Source organism: Palleronia sp. THAF1, from assembly GCF_009363795.1.
Lineage (GTDB): Bacteria > Pseudomonadota > Alphaproteobacteria > Rhodobacterales > Rhodobacteraceae > Palleronia.
On record NZ_CP045420.1, the window covers coordinates 1948250 to 1962276 of the forward strand.

The window sequence follows — 14027 nt, forward strand, 5'->3', positions numbered from 1 at the left end:
CGCCGCACATAGCCCCGCCCTTCCCTGTGCCCAGCGGCTCTGCCAAATTGCCGGCGATGACCACGAAGATCGCCATTTTTCTTGCCCTTCTGATCGCCACCGCGATCTGGGCCGACCTGCATTACGACTGGGGCGGCACACTTTATGTCATGCGGGCGCTGAACGAGGCGGTGAAGTGGGTGGCGTTCTGGCGCTAGGCCAAACTCTGCCCTCCGCGGCACAGGATCAGCGTTATGCAAGCGATCTATAAAATCTTCTTCGGACCCGGCGAGATCATCGCGCCCGCCTATCTTGCGGTATCTGCGGTGATCGCATTCGTCGTTTGGCGGTTGCGAAAACCCGGCCAATCCTTCGCCCAATGGCTGCTGCCGCGTGACATCATCCTGCATCGCTCGCACCGCATGGACGCGCTTCTCTTCGTCATCTCGCGCATCATGGTGGCATCGGGCGTTCTGGCCCGGCTTGTGGTCACACCTGCCGTAGCCGTCTGGACGGGCACGACGCTTGGCGGCCTGGATCTCGGCTTGTCGCCGCTGGCAGTGGCCCTGTTCCTGTTTCTGCTCACAGACTTCTTTCAATACTGGCTGCACCGCGCCTTCCACGACGTAGACGCGATCTGGCCGATCCACGCGGTGCATCATTCGGCAGAGGTCCTCACGCCCCTGACGACCTATCGCCAACATCCCCTGGCCTACGTGGTCTCGCCCCTGATCCTGTCTTCAGGTGTGGGCGTGTGCATGGGCCTGATGCTCGGGGCCGCGGCCCCCGAGGTGGGGTTCACCACGATCATGGGCGTGAACGCCTTCCTCGTGGCCAGCAACGCCTGCCTTGCCAATTTCCGCCACAGCCACGTCTGGATCGGGTTCGGGCCCGTTCTGGAGCGCATCGTGATCTCACCCGCGCAGCACCAGATTCACCACTCGATCAAAGCCGAGCACTATGACCGCAACTATGGCGAGGTGCTGGCCGTCTGGGACTGGATGTTCGGAACACTGTACCTGACGCAAGGGAAGGAGCCCGTCCGCTTCGGCTTGACCGGCGCGCGCGATGCCGATCTGACGCGGCAGCACATCGTGCCGATCCTGCTGTCACCGGTGCGCCGCCTGCTGTCGGGGCGCGGCTAGGGCCTACTGATCGTCGTCGCCCGACTGCTGGGTCAGCACCGCGACCCCAAGGATCGCCGCGACCACGAGCGCGAAGACCAGCCCCCCGTCACCCCCACCGCTATCGACGACCACCGGCGCAGGTGCGATACCGGCATAAGCGGCCGCGCCGGTGACACCCGACATGCAAGCAATGATAAATGTTTTCATGGAACACTCCCTGGCAAAGATCGGCAAAACCTAGCCAGCCCCTGCCCGCCAGATCATCGTTCGTGACGCGACGACAGGATTTTTGCACCCGCCCGCGACTTATGCGCAACGTTCTGCCCGATATCGGCGGCTCGCTAGCGGTTGACGCTTCCCCGATTGCAGCAAGATAAGGGGGTGAATGCCAATCACAGGAGAGACACCATGGCCGTGAAGGTCGCCATCAACGGATTCGGTCGCATCGGACGCAACGTGCTGCGCGGCATCATCGAGTCGGGCCGCACCGATATCGAGGTCATCGCCATCAACGATCTCGGCCCCGTCGAGACCAATGCCCACCTGCTGCGCTACGACAGCGTGCACGGTCGTTTCCCCGCCACCGTCACAACCGGCGACGATTGGATCGACGTGGGTCGCGGCAAGATCAAGGTCACCGCGATACGCGATCCCAAGGAACTGCCGTGGGACGGTGTGGACATCGCGCTGGAATGCACCGGCATCTTCACCAGCCGCGAAAAAGCTGCGATGCACCTGGAGAACGGTTCGGACCGCGTTCTGGTCTCGGCCCCCTGCGGCTCGGCCGAGAAGACCATCGTCTACGGCGTGAACCACGACAGCCTGACCGCCGAAGACAAGGTCGTCAGCAACGCGTCCTGCACGACCAACTGCCTGTCACCTGTTGCCAAGGTGCTGAACGACGCCATCGGGATAGAGCGTGGCTTCATGACGACGATCCACAGCTACACCGGCGACCAGCCGACGCTGGATACGATGCACAAGGACCTGTATCGCGCCCGCGCCGCGGCGCTGAACATGATCCCGACCTCGACCGGGGCCGCCAAGGCCGTGGGCCTTGTGCTGCCCGAACTCGACGGCAAGCTTGACGGCGTGGCGATCCGGGTGCCGACGCCGAACGTGTCGGTCGTGGACCTGACCTTCACCGCATCGCGCGACACCAGCGTACAGGAGATCAACGACGCCATCCGCGCCGCCGCCGATGGCCCGCTGAAGGGCGTGCTGGCCTATACCGACGAGCAGTTGGTCAGCACGGACTTCAACCACGATCCCCATTCGTCGATCTTCCACATGGACCAGACGAAGGTGATGGAAGGCGGCAAGCTGTGCCGCATCCTGACATGGTATGACAACGAGTGGGGCTTCTCGAACCGCATGGCCGATACCGCTGTTGCGATGGGAAAGTTGTAAGGGGCTCTGCCCCTCGCCGCGTTGCGGCTCACCCCGCGGTATTTCGGGAACGATGAAGACCGGACGGCCCGCCCTTGGTTGCGGGCCGTTTTACTTTAGGCTCCAAGTGCCAGCCAGCCGACGTAGGCAAGGTAGGCGGCGATCAGCACCGCGCCTTCGCCCCGCGACACGCGCCAGCCGGTGATGGCCACGGCCAGAAGCGCCAGCGTCGACGCGCCCATGACCCACACATCCAGTCCGGCGATCTGCGCGGGCACCTCGATCGGGCGGATCAGCGCGGTGACGCCCAGAATCCCGAGAATGTTGTAGATGTTCGACCCGACCACGTTGCCGAAGGCGATGTCGCCCTGCCGTTTCAGGCCCGCGACCATGGCCGTGACCAGTTCCGGCAGGGACGTGCCAACGGCCACGACCGTCAGTCCGATCACAGTCTCCGACACGCCGAAATCCGTGGCGATCCCGGTCGCACCCTGTACCAGAAAGCGCGCGCCCAGAATCGTCAGCACGATGCCGACAGCCGACAACCCCAACGCGGGCGCAGTTGCCATGGTCGCTTCGGGCACGTCCTGTGGGCCGTCTGCCGCCCGCTCTAGACGATACGCCAACACGATGTAGGCGATCAGGCCCACGACCAGCAGCGCGCCGCCCGGTCGCGCCAGATTGCCCGACAGGATCACCACCCCGCCCGCCAAGGTCGCCAACACAAGCGCTGTCCCGTCGCGCCGAAACGCAGCACGCCCCACGGCCACGGGGTAGATCAGCGCCGCGACCCCAAGGATCAGAAGGATGTTGGCGATGTTCGAGCCGACCACATTGCCGACCGCGATCCCCGGCGCACCTGCGAAGGCCGCCTGAAGCGATGTGACCAATTCGGGCGTCGAGGTGCCAAAGCCCACCACCGTCAGGCCGACCAGCAGCGGCGACACGCCAAGCCGGGTGGCCAACGCGACGGCCCCACGCACCAGAAGATCGCCCCCCGCGACCAGCAGAACGAAGCCGAGCACAAGCAGCAGATAAAGCATGGGAAAGACCTTTCAGGCCGTAGGGGCAACGCCGGATCGGCGCACCGTCAGCGCAATTGGGCACGCATGCCCGGCCATGCAAGGGCTGCAAGTCGGGCTTGTCGTTCTGCGCGTTGTTGCAGCGCAGCATTAGCGCCATCTGTCTGGCAACGAAACGCCAGACCAGAAGGAGCGGACCATGACCGACTTCATCCACACCCTGAAATCCGCCGCTGCCAAGCGCGCCGAATACCGCCGCACGCGTCGCGAACTGCGGTCCATGCCGCTCGACGTGGCGTTGGACCTGGATATCGACCGCGCTGCCGCCGACCGCATGGCCCACAGCGCCGTCTATGGCCGCTAAGCGAAGCCCTTTACCTAAGGATTATCCGATGACGTCTTTCTTCAAGCCTTTGAAAGCCAAGGCTGAAAAGCGCGCCGCCTACCGAGAGACGCGTCACATTCTGCGCTCTTTGCCCCAGCATGTCGCGCATGATCTGAACATCGACCGACGCGCCGCCGAGCGTATGGCACGTGTCGCGGTCTATGGCGGCTAGGCTGCGTCGCGCGCGTAGATGCTAATCAACTCGTAGCCCTTCCTTGGGCCCGTCACGACCCACCGGCTGCGCCATTGCGGCCAGCCGCTGAAGTCGTAGGACACATCGTAGATGTCCGGCGGACAATCGTGCCGCGCCGCAGCGTCGGCCAGTCCCAACGCGAAGCTGTGGAACGGCCGTCCGTCCGCAAAGCTGACATGGATGCGATTGCCATCAGCGCGCCACAGATGGCTCTGACGCGCCTCCAGCGTGGTTCCGTCCATCTTCAAGGTGCCCGCTTCCTCATACACCAACGTCGGACCTTCGGCACGAAACGCCGCCCGCCCGCGCAGAGTCGCCACCCGTCCATCCGAGTGCACGATCTTGCGGGCCAGCACCCATTGTCCTGCGAAGTCCTGAAGTTCCGGCGTCATCCTGCCTCTCTTGCCGCTGCGGTGCGCGCAGTCTAGACCCGCGCGCAATTCCCGCACGCTATCAGAAAAGGCTGCCGCCCATGATCCCCCGCTATTCCCGTCCCGAAATGGTTGCGATCTGGGAGCCACAGTCGAAGTTTCGCATCTGGTTCGAGATCGAGGCCCACGCAGGCGACGCCATGGCCGATCGGGGCACGATCCCGCGCGAATTCGCCGATGCCGTGTGGAAAGCCAAGGATGTCGAGTTCGACGTCGAGCGTATCGATGCCATCGAACGTGAGACCAAGCACGACGTCATCGCCTTTTTGACGCACTTGGCCGAAATCGTCGGCCCCGAGAACGCGCGCTTCGTGCATCAGGGCATGACCAGTTCCGACGTGCTGGACACCACGTTGAACGTGCAGTTGACCCGCGCCGCCGACATTCTGATCGCCGATGTGGAAAAGCTGTTGGAGGCGCTGAAAAAGCGCGCATTGGAACACAAGGATACCGTCCGCATAGGGCGATCCCACGGCATCCACGCAGAGCCGACAACCATGGGCCTGACCTTTGCTCGATTCTACGCCGAGATGGACCGTAACCTGTCGCGTCTGCGCGACGCCCGTGCCGAAGTCGCCACCGGCGCGCTGTCCGGCGCCGTCGGCACCTTCGCCAACATCGACCCGGCGGTAGAGGAACACGTCTGCGACAAGATGGGGCTCGTGCCGGAACCGATCAGCACGCAGGTTATCCCCCGCGACCGCCACGCGGCCTTTTTCGCGACCCTCGGCGTTGTGGCCAGCAGCATCGAGAACGTCGCAACCGAAGTGCGCCACATGCAGCGGACCGAGGTGCTGGAGGCTGAAGAGTTCTTCTCGAAGGGCCAGAAGGGCTCGTCCGCGATGCCCCACAAGCGCAATCCGGTGTTGACCGAGAACCTGTGCGGTCTTGCTCGCCTTGTGCGAATGGCTGTTGTTCCCGCGATGGAGAACGTGGCGCTGTGGCATGAGCGTGACATCTCGCACTCGTCGGTCGAGCGGACCATCGCGCCCGACGCTACCGTGACGCTCGATTTCGCGTTGGCGCGCCTGACGAATGTGGTCGAAAATCTTGTGATCTACCCAGAGCGGATGCTGGAGAACATGAACAAGTTCAGAGGCTTGGTCATGTCACAGCGCGTTCTTCTGGCCTTGACGCAGGCCGGTGTGTCCCGCGAAACCGCATACACGCTCGTGCAACGCAACGCGATGAAGGTTTGGACCGATGGCGCCGACTTCAAGACAGAGCTGCTGGCCGACCCGGACGTGACGGCGGCCCTGTCGGAAGCGGAAATCGAAGAAAAGTTCGATCTTGGTTATCACACCAAGCACGTCGACACGATCTTCGCCCGCGTTTTCGGCGACGTTTGACTGCTCCGATCCGTCGCAGATCAAATTAGGTGACGAAGCGTCAACCCATGTTAAGCTCTTGGCATCACCAACAGGAGACTCACCATGAAGACGCTTCTGACCGCCCTGATCTTGGGCATCGCCCCCGTCGCAGCCTTTGCCCAGTGCAACTACGATCGCACGGCCATGTCCTGCGCCGACGGCACAACCTATGACGCGGAAACCAAAGGATGCGTTCCGGTCACGGGCTGACGCTTTATTTCGCCCCGAACAGGGCCTTGGTAAGCGGGTGTTAAGACCGCTTGCCTAACCTCCTTCGTGACGAATCTCGCGGAGGGGCCATGACGACAGAACTGACTGTAGACGCAGCGCGCGCTGGGATGCCGCGCGGTGCTCTGACGCGGCGGGAAAAGGCGGCAGTCGTCGTGCGCTTATTGTTGGCAGAGGGTGCGACCCTGCCGCTGATGGACTTGCCGGACAAACTTCAAGCCGAACTGACAAGTCAGATGGCAGAGATGCGGTTCATTGACCGCGCAACCCTGCGCGCGGTTGCGGAAGAATTCGCGACCGAACTGGACGATATCGGCCTGACCTTCCCCCCCGGCATTGATGGTGCGCTATCTCTTTTAGAAGGCGCGATTTCGCCCGACATGGCCCAGCGTCTCCGGGCTCAGTCCGGTGCCCTTTGGGGAGACGATCCGTGGGACAGCATCTGCGCCTTCGATATGCCGAAGCTGATCGACCTGATGAACGCCGAAAGCGCTGACGTCGGCGCAGTGATCCTGTCGAAGCTCGACGTAGGAAAGGCAGCCGAACTGTTGGGTGCCCTACCCGGCCCGCAAGCGCGCGGCCTGATGCTGGCGGTCAGCGACACGGCGGATATCGAACCAGAGGCTGTCGCCCGCATCGGCGTGGCCATCGCGGCAAGCCTGCAAGCCGAACCGCCCCGCGCATTTACCTCTGCTTCTGTAGAAAGACTGGGGGCAATTCTTGATATTTCCACCTCTGTAACGCGCGAGGACGTTCTGGCCGGCTTCGCGGAAGAGGATGAAGACCTCGCCGAGCGCGTGCGCGCCGCCATCTTCACCTTCGCCGACCTGCCCGACCGCGTTTCGCCCCGCGACATACCGAACGTGGCCAAGGGATTGGATCAGGAAGATCTGGTTACGGCCATCGCCGGAGCGACTGGCTCGGAGCCGCTGGAGCGTGCGGCCCAATTCATTCTGGAGAACCTGCCGGGCCGCTTGGCCGATTCGATCCGCGAATTGGTGGCCGAAGCGGGTGCGGTCACGCCGTTGAACGCCGAAGCCGCGCATATCTCGGTGGTCCGCGCGATCCGAACGATGTCCGACAGCGGCGAAATCATCCTGCTGGAGAAGACCGGCGCGTGATCCCGCGCCCGTCTCGCCCGCACCCGTCATCTGCATCGACCTTGTCCTCGCAGCACAAGCCCTTGTATGTCCAAGCCAAGCACCCCGTGGAAAGGTTGGCACGTGCCCCGGAAGAATCGTTCAGTGATCGGTGATGCGCTGCAGAATGCCATGTTCATGGGCCTGCTGCGTCTCGTTCTGGCTTTGCCATACGCCATGCGCGTACGCCTGATGGGCTGGCTGGCGGCCCATGTGCTGGGCCCGTTGGCGGGATGGCGCAAACGGATCGCCAGCAACCTTGCGCATGTACGCCCCGATCTGTCCGCCAAAGAGGTCGAACATCTGCAACGCGCCGTGGCCGACAATGTGGGCCGCACCTTGGTCGAGATATATTCCGGCGCGGAATTCAAGAAACGCGTCACCGGCACCCCGCTGGAAGGCCCCGGAGCGGACGCATTGCGTGCGGCTCGAGCCAAGGGCCGGCCCGTCGCACTCGTCACAGCACATCTGGGCAATTTCGACGCCCTGCGCGCGATCCTCTTCGCCGAAGGGTTCGAGCTTGGCGCGATCTATCGCCCGATGAACAACCCGAAGTTCAACGAACACTGGGTCGCCACGTTGTCGCAGATCGGCACACCGCTTTTCCCAAGCACGCGCGAAGGCATACCGAAATTCGTCCGGCACCTTGCCGATGGAGGAATTGTCGGCATCCTTACCGATCTTTACAAACGCGACGGAGCAGAAACGACGTTCTTCGGAAAGCCCGCCCCCTCTTCTGCCGCGGCCTGCGCCTGGGCTCTGAAATACGATGCAGAAGTCATCTTCTGCTACGGCTTGCGCCAGCCCGATGGCCTGTCCTTCCGCCTTATTTTGGAAGAACCGATTGCCCATTCCAACGCCGACACGATGACACAAGAGATAAACGACCGGCTGGAAGCAGTGGTGCGCGAACATATGGACCAGTGGTTCTGGATACATCGCCGCTGGAAGCCGGAACGCGCGGAAAAAGAAATGAGAAAGCGATCAGAGCAGGCGAAGCAAGCGTAAAGAAAAATCAGTCGACACGCTGCGCGCCCAGGATTGCTCCAAGCCCCGCGCCCATTTCCTGGACCAGCACGGCTGCGGGGGGCGTGATGAATGCTGTACCCTCCCACGTTCCGGTACCGTCCCATTCGCCGACGATCTGCCAGTCCGTCGCGATATTGGCGTAGTCCACAACCGCGCCCGCATTCTCTCCGCCGCGAATATCGACGCGCGCACGGGGCGTGAAGGGCACCACTTGAATAAGCAACCTGCGCTGCGGGGCGTCACCCGTCATCTGCGCCGTGATCTGCACCGTGCCACCCTGACCATTCACCCGCAGATCAACCGCATCCGGCGCGGCCCTGTGGCGCGCGATCGCCGCGTCGATGTCGCCCGCTTTAGAGCCTATCATCGACGCCTCACCTGCCACGACGGCCTGCGGGGTGTAAATCATCCGCTCGCCCTTGGCCTGCGCGTAAGCCTTCTGCCGTGCCGTGAATCGCGGATCGGCGAACTCATCGGGCCAGCCGATATAGTCCCAATAATCGACATGCAGCGCCAAGGGCAGAACATCGTCGCGGGTAGCAAGCTCGGACAGCACTCTGTCCGCCGGCGGGCAGGACGAACACCCCTGCGACGTATACAGCTCAACCACCACCGGCTGATCGCCTGCTGCGGCATACGACACGGGTGCGACCAGGCACAACGACAGCAGAGCAGACAGAACGCGCATGAAGAATCCTTAGCGATCGAACAGGTCGAAGGCTTAGGCCCGCAGACACGCAGGTGCCAATCAATGTTTTGCGAACCGGCTGAAACCCGATCGAGATCATGCAGCTTTGTCACATTTGCATACTGTTGCATACAAAGTGGAAACTGTCTAAATTGCTGCTAGCTGTTAGGCCGTAGCCAACGGCCCAGAACCTGCAAACCGCCAAGGAGATCTGCCCATGACCATCGAGGTCGGACAAGACAGCATGAACACCCGCCGCACGCTGGAAGCGGGCGGGTCATCGTTCGCATATTACGCGCTGGACGCAGCCCAGGATGCCGGTCTGGGCGATGTGTCCAAGCTGCCTAAATCGCTGAAAGTGCTGCTGGAAAACCTGCTACGCTTTGAAGACGGCGACACCGTCACCACCGATGACATCAAGGCTTTCGCCGACTGGGCGGCCAACGGCGGCAAGACCAACCGCGAAATCGCCTACCGCCCTGCCCGCGTCCTGATGCAGGACTTCACCGGCGTGCCCGCCGTGGTGGACCTTGCCGCCATGCGCGACGGCATCGTGAACCTTGGTGGCGATGCCCAGAAGATCAATCCGCTCAACCCCGTTGATCTTGTAATCGACCACTCGGTCATGATCGACGAGTTCGGCAACCCGCGCGCGTTCCAGCAGAACGTCGACCGCGAGTATGAGCGCAATATCGAACGCTACACCTTCCTCAAGTGGGGCCAAAAGGCGTTCCAGAACTTTCGCGTTGTCCCGCCCGGCACCGGCATCTGCCACCAGGTAAACCTTGAATACCTGTCGAAGACCGTCTGGTCCGACACCGATCAGAACGGTGATATGGTGGCCTATCCCGACACGCTGGTCGGTACCGACAGCCATACCACCATGGTCAACGGCGCGGCCGTTCTGGGCTGGGGCGTTGGCGGGATCGAGGCCGAGGCCGCGATGTTGGGTCAGCCTGTATCCATGCTGATCCCAGAGGTCGTCGGCTTCAAGCTGACCGGCGCGATGCCCGAAGGCACGACGGCGACGGACCTTGTGCTGAAGGTCTGCGAGATGCTGCGCGAAAAGGGCGTCGTTCAGAAGTTCGTCGAGTTCTACGGCGACGGGTTGGACAACGTGCCGCTCGCCGACCGCGCGACCATCGGCAACATGTCGCCCGAATTCGGCGGCACCTGTGCCTTCTTCCCGATCGACGACGAGACCTTGCGCTATCTGACGCAAACGGGCCGCGAGAAGGAAACGATCGAGCTGGTCGAAGCCTACGCCAAGGCTCAGGGCATGTGGCGCGAAGCGGGGGCAGAACCTGTCTTTACCGACACGCTGGAACTGGACATGGCGACGATCAAACCCGCCATTTCCGGCCCCAAGCACCCGCAGCAGCACATCGATCTCGATGCCGCAGCGACCGAGTTCCACGCGTATATCGGTGAGCAACGCAAAGGATCGGACAAGCCAGAGGACGAGCGTCGCGAAAAGCGGTGGGAAGCCGAAGGTGGCCAGCCCGCGCCCAAGGAAATCCCCGGCGACAAGGGCCAGCACAAGCGCGCCCATGTCACGATGGAAGACATCGACGGCGAAGAAAAGTCGTTCGAGTTGCACGACGGTTCTATCGTCATCGCCTCGATCACATCCTGCACCAACACGTCGAACCCCTACGTGATGATCGGCGCAGGCCTCGTGGCCCGCAAGGCGCGCGAGCTGGGTCTAGACCGAAAGCCGTGGGTGAAGACCTCGCTCGCTCCCGGCTCTCAGGTCGTGTCGTCGTACTTGGAAGCGGCTGGTCTTCAAGAAGACCTGAACGCCATCGGTTTCAACTTGGTGGGTTATGGCTGTACCACCTGCATCGGTAACTCTGGCCCGATCCCCGAGCCGCTTTCGAAGGCCATCAATGAGAACGACTTGATCGGCGTGTCGGTGCTTTCAGGCAACCGAAACTTCGAAGGCCGTATCAGCCCCGACGTGCGTGCCAACTACCTTGCCTCGCCCCCCCTTGTCGTCGCCTATGCGCTGGTCGGCGACATGAACGTCGACATCACGACCGAACCGCTGGGTCAGGACAAGGACGGCAATGACGTCTTCCTGAAGGACATCTGGCCCTCGCAGAAAGAGATCGCCGACCTCGTTGAGGCAACGGTCACGCGCGAGCGCTTCCAAGAGAAATACGCCGACGTCTTCGAAGGCGACGACAAATGGAAGGGCGTGGAAACCACCGACAGCCAGACCTACGACTGGCCCGCCGGTTCGACCTACGTGCAGAACCCGCCCTACTTCCAGGGTATGGGCCAAGAGCCGGGCACCATCAGCGACATCACTGATGCAAAGATGTTGGCGATGCTGGGCGACATGGTCACGACCGACCACATCAGCCCCGCAGGTTCGTTCAAGGAAACGGCGCCCGCTGGCCAATACTTGACAGAGCGTCAGGTACAGCCGCGCGAGTTCAACTCTTACGGCAGCCGTCGTGGCAATCACGAGGTGATGATGCGCGGCACCTTCGCCAACATCCGTATCCGCAACGAGATGCTGGACGGTGTAGAAGGTGGCTATACCAAGGGTCCGGACGGCGAGCAGATGTCGATCTACGATGCCGCGATGAAGCATCAGGAAAACGGCACTCCGCTGGTCATCGTCGCGGGTGAGCAGTACGGTGCTGGATCGTCGCGCGACTGGGCGGCAAAAGGCACCGCGCTTCTGGGCGTGAAGGCTGTGATCGCCGAAAGCTACGAGCGTATCCACCGCTCCAACCTTGTCGGTATGGGCGTGCTTCCGTTCGAGTTCACCGGTGGCGACAGCCGTGAAAGCCTGAAGCTGACCGGGGAAGAGACGTTCTCGATCACCGGTCTGGAGGGTGAGTTCAAACCGCAGGCCGAAGTGCCTTGCACGATCACCTATCCGGGTGGCGAGACGAAGGAGATTACCCTGAAGTCCCGCATCGATACCGGGATCGAGATCGATTACGTCAAGAACGGTGGCGTGCTGCACTACGTGCTGCGCCGTCTGGCGAACACCGCTAGCGCTGCCTGATACCAATCTTCACGAATTGGAAAGGCCCGCACCTTTGGTGCGGGCCTTTTTGCGTTCAGATGAACAGGCCAGTCACGAAATCACGCACCGTCTGTTCCAAGTGGGGAACGCCGCCGCCAACGGCGATTCCCACATACAGGAACATCAAACCGGCCGCGATCAAGGCTGGCCCCCCAACACCTCTCCGACCGCTGCGCCCCTCTGGGTCTGCCAGTCGAAACGCTCCGGTCAGCAAGGCAAAAGCCGTCAAAGCCACCAACAGGGGCGGTGCCGTGTCGATATAAGATGCGACGTTGGTCATGCCTTACGATAACGCCCGCGTTTGACCGTAGGGGGGCGATTTCAAGGCCGAGGCATCAACCCCGCGTTGGCGGTCCGCGCACAATGGGCCTGTGTCAGAAGGATCGATGCGCGCACGGCCCTCAATCGACCGACCATTTAGGCAAAAACACGGCAAAGCTTCGCGTCGCGGGTTTGGTGCGCTACCAAGGGTCATCGGAACAGGAGCCCGAATGCGACAGGCGATTCGACAAACGACAGCGCGATTGAATTGGCCCTTGCCGATGATCGAGACTGGCATGCTCGCCGTCGCCCTGATCTGGGCTGTCGCAGCCTAGTCGCCGCGGGCCTCTGCCAGTGCCGGCAGGATTGTCCGTTCCAGCGTGCGCTGGGTCACCGGCCCCGCAACGCGGGCCAAAACACGACCTTCGCCATCCACAACAAAGGTTTCCGGCACGCCGTAGACCCCCCAATCCCGCGCCGTGCGCCCGCTCGCGTCCTGAGCGGTCCCGGCATAAGGGTTGCCCAGTTCATCCAGGAAGTTCAGCGCGTTGTCTGGATCGTCCTTGTAGTTGATCCCATAGATCGGGACGCCCTCCTCTTCCGCCAAGGCTTCCAGATTCGGATGCTCGACGCGGCAAGGCGCGCACCAAGAGGCCCAGAAGTTCACCAATTTGACTCCATCGGCGTCGATGTCGGCGTCTGTTACGCCTTCCAGATCACCCAGTGCGAGAACGCTCAATTGCGGTGCTTCGCGCCCGACGAAAGCGGATGGCAAACCGTCGGGATCTTCGCGTTGCATTCCAGCATAGAACAGCCCCGCCAAACCCAAAAAGATGACGGGCGGAACGATGGCAAGGATCGGAAGTCTAGCCACGGCGCACCTCTGCCTTCTCGACCTGCTGGGCGACCCGTCGGGCGCGCAGGACGGAAATCACAACCAGACCCGCGATCAAAACGGCGCTGATCCCGTAGGCCAATCCAACCTCTAACGCGTATTTTCCAAGATCAGGCATCGGCCATCCTCTCGCGCAACCGCATGGCATGCAGTCGTCGGGCGCGTATCTCTGTTCGGGTGCGCAGCAGCACCAAAGCGATGAACAGCGCCACAAATCCAGCGATACACACCAAAAGCGGGTGGTAGAACACGTCCGCCACGTTCTCTTCGGCATCTAGCGACAGGGACGCGCCTTGGTGCAGTCCCTGGTTCCAGAAGTTCACCGCGTAGCGTGACAACACGGCGAAGACGCTGCCTACCAAGCACAAGACGCTGGTCAGGTCGGCAGCCGTGTCGGGATCTTCGATCGCTTCCCACAGCGCCATGTAGCCCAAGTAAAACAGGAACAGGATCAGGAACGAAGTCAGCCGCGGGTCCCACGCCCACCATGTGCCCCACATCGGCTGGCCCCAAACCGCGCCGGTCACCAAGGCGACCAAGGTCATCGTCACGCCGACCGGGGCCGCCGCACGGGCCGCAAGCGCGCTGACGTGGTGGCGACGGATCAGCCAGATCAGGGACGCGACGAGCATCATGAACCACGCATTGATCGCCAGCAGCGCAGAGGGCACGTGCAGGTAAATGATCTTGACCGTCGCGCCCTGTCGGTAGTCGTCGGGGGTGAAGAAAAAGCCCCAGATCAGGCCGCCCGCAAGGCAAAGGCCCGCGATCCAGAATGCCGCCCGCATGGGCAGCGCGGTTACGGCCAGGAAGCGCGTGGGGTTTGCGAAGGACCAGAACGACAT

At 62.4% G+C, this 14027-nt stretch carries 18 protein-coding genes; 10 read left to right on the plus strand and 8 right to left on the minus strand.

Features of this window, described 5'->3' with window-relative positions:
• The first annotated feature begins 56 nt into the window (after positions 1-56).
• Together FIU81_RS16715 and FIU81_RS09665 are read left to right on the plus strand one after the other, a co-directional pair.
• Positions 57-197, plus strand: coding sequence for a hypothetical protein (locus tag FIU81_RS16715; protein ID WP_172971443.1), 141 nt, complete (start codon positions 57-59; stop codon positions 195-197).
• Between the two features lie 36 nt (positions 198-233).
• A complete protein-coding gene (locus tag FIU81_RS09665) occupies positions 234-1124 on the plus strand; it encodes a sterol desaturase family protein (protein WP_124111736.1) in 891 nt (296 codons plus the stop codon).
• 3 nt (positions 1125-1127) lie between these two features.
• On the opposite strand, the gene FIU81_RS09670 is transcribed toward FIU81_RS09665, so the two are convergent.
• Positions 1128-1313, minus strand: a complete 186-nt coding sequence (locus FIU81_RS09670; RefSeq protein WP_124111735.1) for a hypothetical protein — start codon at positions 1311-1313, stop codon at positions 1128-1130.
• A gap of 201 nt (positions 1314-1514) precedes the next feature.
• Here FIU81_RS09670 and gap point away from each other — a divergent pair, with 201 nt between their 5' ends.
• Positions 1515-2516, plus strand: a complete 1002-nt coding sequence (gene gap, locus FIU81_RS09675) for a type I glyceraldehyde-3-phosphate dehydrogenase (protein WP_124111734.1) — start codon at positions 1515-1517, stop codon at positions 2514-2516.
• 95 nt (positions 2517-2611) lie between these two features.
• Here gap and FIU81_RS09680 read toward each other — a convergent pair whose 3' ends face one another.
• Positions 2612-3538 (minus strand): calcium/sodium antiporter, encoded by a 927-nt coding sequence (locus FIU81_RS09680; RefSeq protein ID WP_124111733.1) that lies wholly within the window; start codon positions 3536-3538, stop codon positions 2612-2614.
• 178 nt (positions 3539-3716) lie between these two features.
• Here FIU81_RS09680 and FIU81_RS16720 point away from each other — a divergent pair, with 178 nt between their 5' ends.
• On the plus strand, positions 3717-3881 hold the full coding sequence (locus FIU81_RS16720; RefSeq protein WP_172971444.1) for a hypothetical protein: 165 nt from the start codon (positions 3717-3719) through the stop codon (positions 3879-3881).
• A 28-nt stretch (positions 3882-3909) separates the two neighbouring features.
• Positions 3910-4074 carry a hypothetical protein gene (locus FIU81_RS16725; protein WP_172971445.1) on the plus strand — a complete coding sequence of 55 codons (165 nt, stop codon included), beginning with the start codon at positions 3910-3912 and terminating at the stop codon, positions 4072-4074.
• On the opposite strand, the gene FIU81_RS09685 is transcribed toward FIU81_RS16725, so the two are convergent.
• Positions 4071-4487 (minus strand): DUF6314 family protein, encoded by a 417-nt coding sequence (locus FIU81_RS09685; protein WP_124111732.1) that lies wholly within the window; start codon positions 4485-4487, stop codon positions 4071-4073. The genes FIU81_RS16725 and FIU81_RS09685 overlap by 4 nt on opposite strands.
• Before the next feature lie 80 nt (positions 4488-4567).
• Here FIU81_RS09685 and purB point away from each other — a divergent pair, with 80 nt between their 5' ends.
• The 4 genes from purB (at position 4568) to FIU81_RS09700 (ending at position 8271) form a co-directional block, all read left to right on the plus strand.
• On the plus strand, positions 4568-5875 hold the full coding sequence (gene purB, locus FIU81_RS09690; protein ID WP_124111731.1) for an adenylosuccinate lyase: 1308 nt from the start codon (positions 4568-4570) through the stop codon (positions 5873-5875).
• Between the two features lie 84 nt (positions 5876-5959).
• Positions 5960-6106 carry a hypothetical protein gene (locus FIU81_RS16730; RefSeq protein ID WP_172971446.1) on the plus strand — a complete coding sequence of 49 codons (147 nt, stop codon included), beginning with the start codon at positions 5960-5962 and terminating at the stop codon, positions 6104-6106.
• An 89-nt stretch (positions 6107-6195) separates the two neighbouring features.
• Positions 6196-7245: a FliG C-terminal domain-containing protein gene (locus FIU81_RS09695; RefSeq protein WP_124111730.1), complete on the plus strand. Its 1050-nt coding sequence runs from the start codon at positions 6196-6198 to the stop codon at positions 7243-7245.
• Between the two features lie 123 nt (positions 7246-7368).
• On the plus strand, positions 7369-8271 hold the full coding sequence (locus FIU81_RS09700) for a lysophospholipid acyltransferase family protein (RefSeq protein ID WP_254695887.1): 903 nt from the start codon (positions 7369-7371) through the stop codon (positions 8269-8271).
• A 7-nt stretch (positions 8272-8278) separates the two neighbouring features.
• Here FIU81_RS09700 and FIU81_RS09705 read toward each other — a convergent pair whose 3' ends face one another.
• A complete protein-coding gene (locus FIU81_RS09705) occupies positions 8279-8980 on the minus strand; it encodes a DUF1223 domain-containing protein (protein WP_124111729.1) in 702 nt (233 codons plus the stop codon).
• Between the two features lie 217 nt (positions 8981-9197).
• Between FIU81_RS09705 and acnA the strand changes: the two genes are divergently transcribed.
• On the plus strand, positions 9198-12005 hold the full coding sequence (gene acnA, locus FIU81_RS09710; RefSeq protein WP_124111728.1) for an aconitate hydratase AcnA: 2808 nt from the start codon (positions 9198-9200) through the stop codon (positions 12003-12005).
• A gap of 55 nt (positions 12006-12060) precedes the next feature.
• Here the strand turns inward: acnA and FIU81_RS09715 are convergent, their stop codons facing one another.
• The 4 genes from FIU81_RS09715 to FIU81_RS09730 form a co-directional block, all read right to left on the minus strand.
• On the minus strand, positions 12061-12306 hold the full coding sequence (locus FIU81_RS09715; RefSeq protein ID WP_124111727.1) for a hypothetical protein: 246 nt from the start codon (positions 12304-12306) through the stop codon (positions 12061-12063).
• 312 nt (positions 12307-12618) lie between these two features.
• Positions 12619-13161 (minus strand): DsbE family thiol:disulfide interchange protein, encoded by a 543-nt coding sequence (locus FIU81_RS09720; protein WP_124111726.1) that lies wholly within the window; start codon positions 13159-13161, stop codon positions 12619-12621.
• Positions 13154-13300: a heme exporter protein CcmD gene (gene ccmD / locus FIU81_RS09725; protein WP_124111725.1), complete on the minus strand. Its 147-nt coding sequence runs from the start codon at positions 13298-13300 to the stop codon at positions 13154-13156. Before ccmD ends, FIU81_RS09720 begins: the two co-directional genes overlap by 8 nt.
• Positions 13293-14027, minus strand: coding sequence for a heme ABC transporter permease (locus FIU81_RS09730; RefSeq protein WP_124111874.1), 735 nt, complete (start codon positions 14025-14027; stop codon positions 13293-13295). Before FIU81_RS09730 ends, ccmD begins: the two co-directional genes overlap by 8 nt.

What these genes read in the sequence shown, in the direction of transcription:
- acnA (WP_124111728.1), top strand. Translation starts at nt 9,198, where the DNA reads ATGACCATCGAGGTCGGACAAGACAGCATGAACACCCGCCGCACGCTG.
- FIU81_RS16715 (WP_172971443.1), top strand. Translation starts at nt 57, where the DNA reads ATGACCACGAAGATCGCCATTTTTCTTGCCCTTCTGATCGCCACCGCG.
- purB (WP_124111731.1), top strand. Translation starts at nt 4,568, where the DNA reads ATGATCCCCCGCTATTCCCGTCCCGAAATGGTTGCGATCTGGGAGCCA.
- FIU81_RS09685 (WP_124111732.1), bottom strand. Translation starts at nt 4,487, where the DNA reads ATGACGCCGGAACTTCAGGACTTCGCAGGACAATGGGTGCTGGCCCGC.
- FIU81_RS09680 (WP_124111733.1), bottom strand. Translation starts at nt 3,538, where the DNA reads ATGCTTTATCTGCTGCTTGTGCTCGGCTTCGTTCTGCTGGTCGCGGGG.
- FIU81_RS09715 (WP_124111727.1), bottom strand. Translation starts at nt 12,306, where the DNA reads ATGACCAACGTCGCATCTTATATCGACACGGCACCGCCCCTGTTGGTG.
- FIU81_RS16720 (WP_172971444.1), top strand. Translation starts at nt 3,717, where the DNA reads ATGACCGACTTCATCCACACCCTGAAATCCGCCGCTGCCAAGCGCGCC.
- FIU81_RS09705 (WP_124111729.1), bottom strand. Translation starts at nt 8,980, where the DNA reads ATGCGCGTTCTGTCTGCTCTGCTGTCGTTGTGCCTGGTCGCACCCGTG.
- FIU81_RS16730 (WP_172971446.1), top strand. Translation starts at nt 5,960, where the DNA reads ATGAAGACGCTTCTGACCGCCCTGATCTTGGGCATCGCCCCCGTCGCA.
- FIU81_RS09695 (WP_124111730.1), top strand. Translation starts at nt 6,196, where the DNA reads ATGACGACAGAACTGACTGTAGACGCAGCGCGCGCTGGGATGCCGCGC.
- FIU81_RS09670 (WP_124111735.1), bottom strand. Translation starts at nt 1,313, where the DNA reads ATGAAAACATTTATCATTGCTTGCATGTCGGGTGTCACCGGCGCGGCC.
- FIU81_RS09730 (WP_124111874.1), bottom strand. Translation starts at nt 14,027, where the DNA reads ATGTCGTTCTGGTCCTTCGCAAACCCCACGCGCTTCCTGGCCGTAACC.
- FIU81_RS09665 (WP_124111736.1), top strand. Translation starts at nt 234, where the DNA reads ATGCAAGCGATCTATAAAATCTTCTTCGGACCCGGCGAGATCATCGCG.
- gap (WP_124111734.1), top strand. Translation starts at nt 1,515, where the DNA reads ATGGCCGTGAAGGTCGCCATCAACGGATTCGGTCGCATCGGACGCAAC.
- FIU81_RS16725 (WP_172971445.1), top strand. Translation starts at nt 3,910, where the DNA reads ATGACGTCTTTCTTCAAGCCTTTGAAAGCCAAGGCTGAAAAGCGCGCC.
- ccmD (WP_124111725.1), bottom strand. Translation starts at nt 13,300, where the DNA reads ATGCCTGATCTTGGAAAATACGCGTTAGAGGTTGGATTGGCCTACGGG.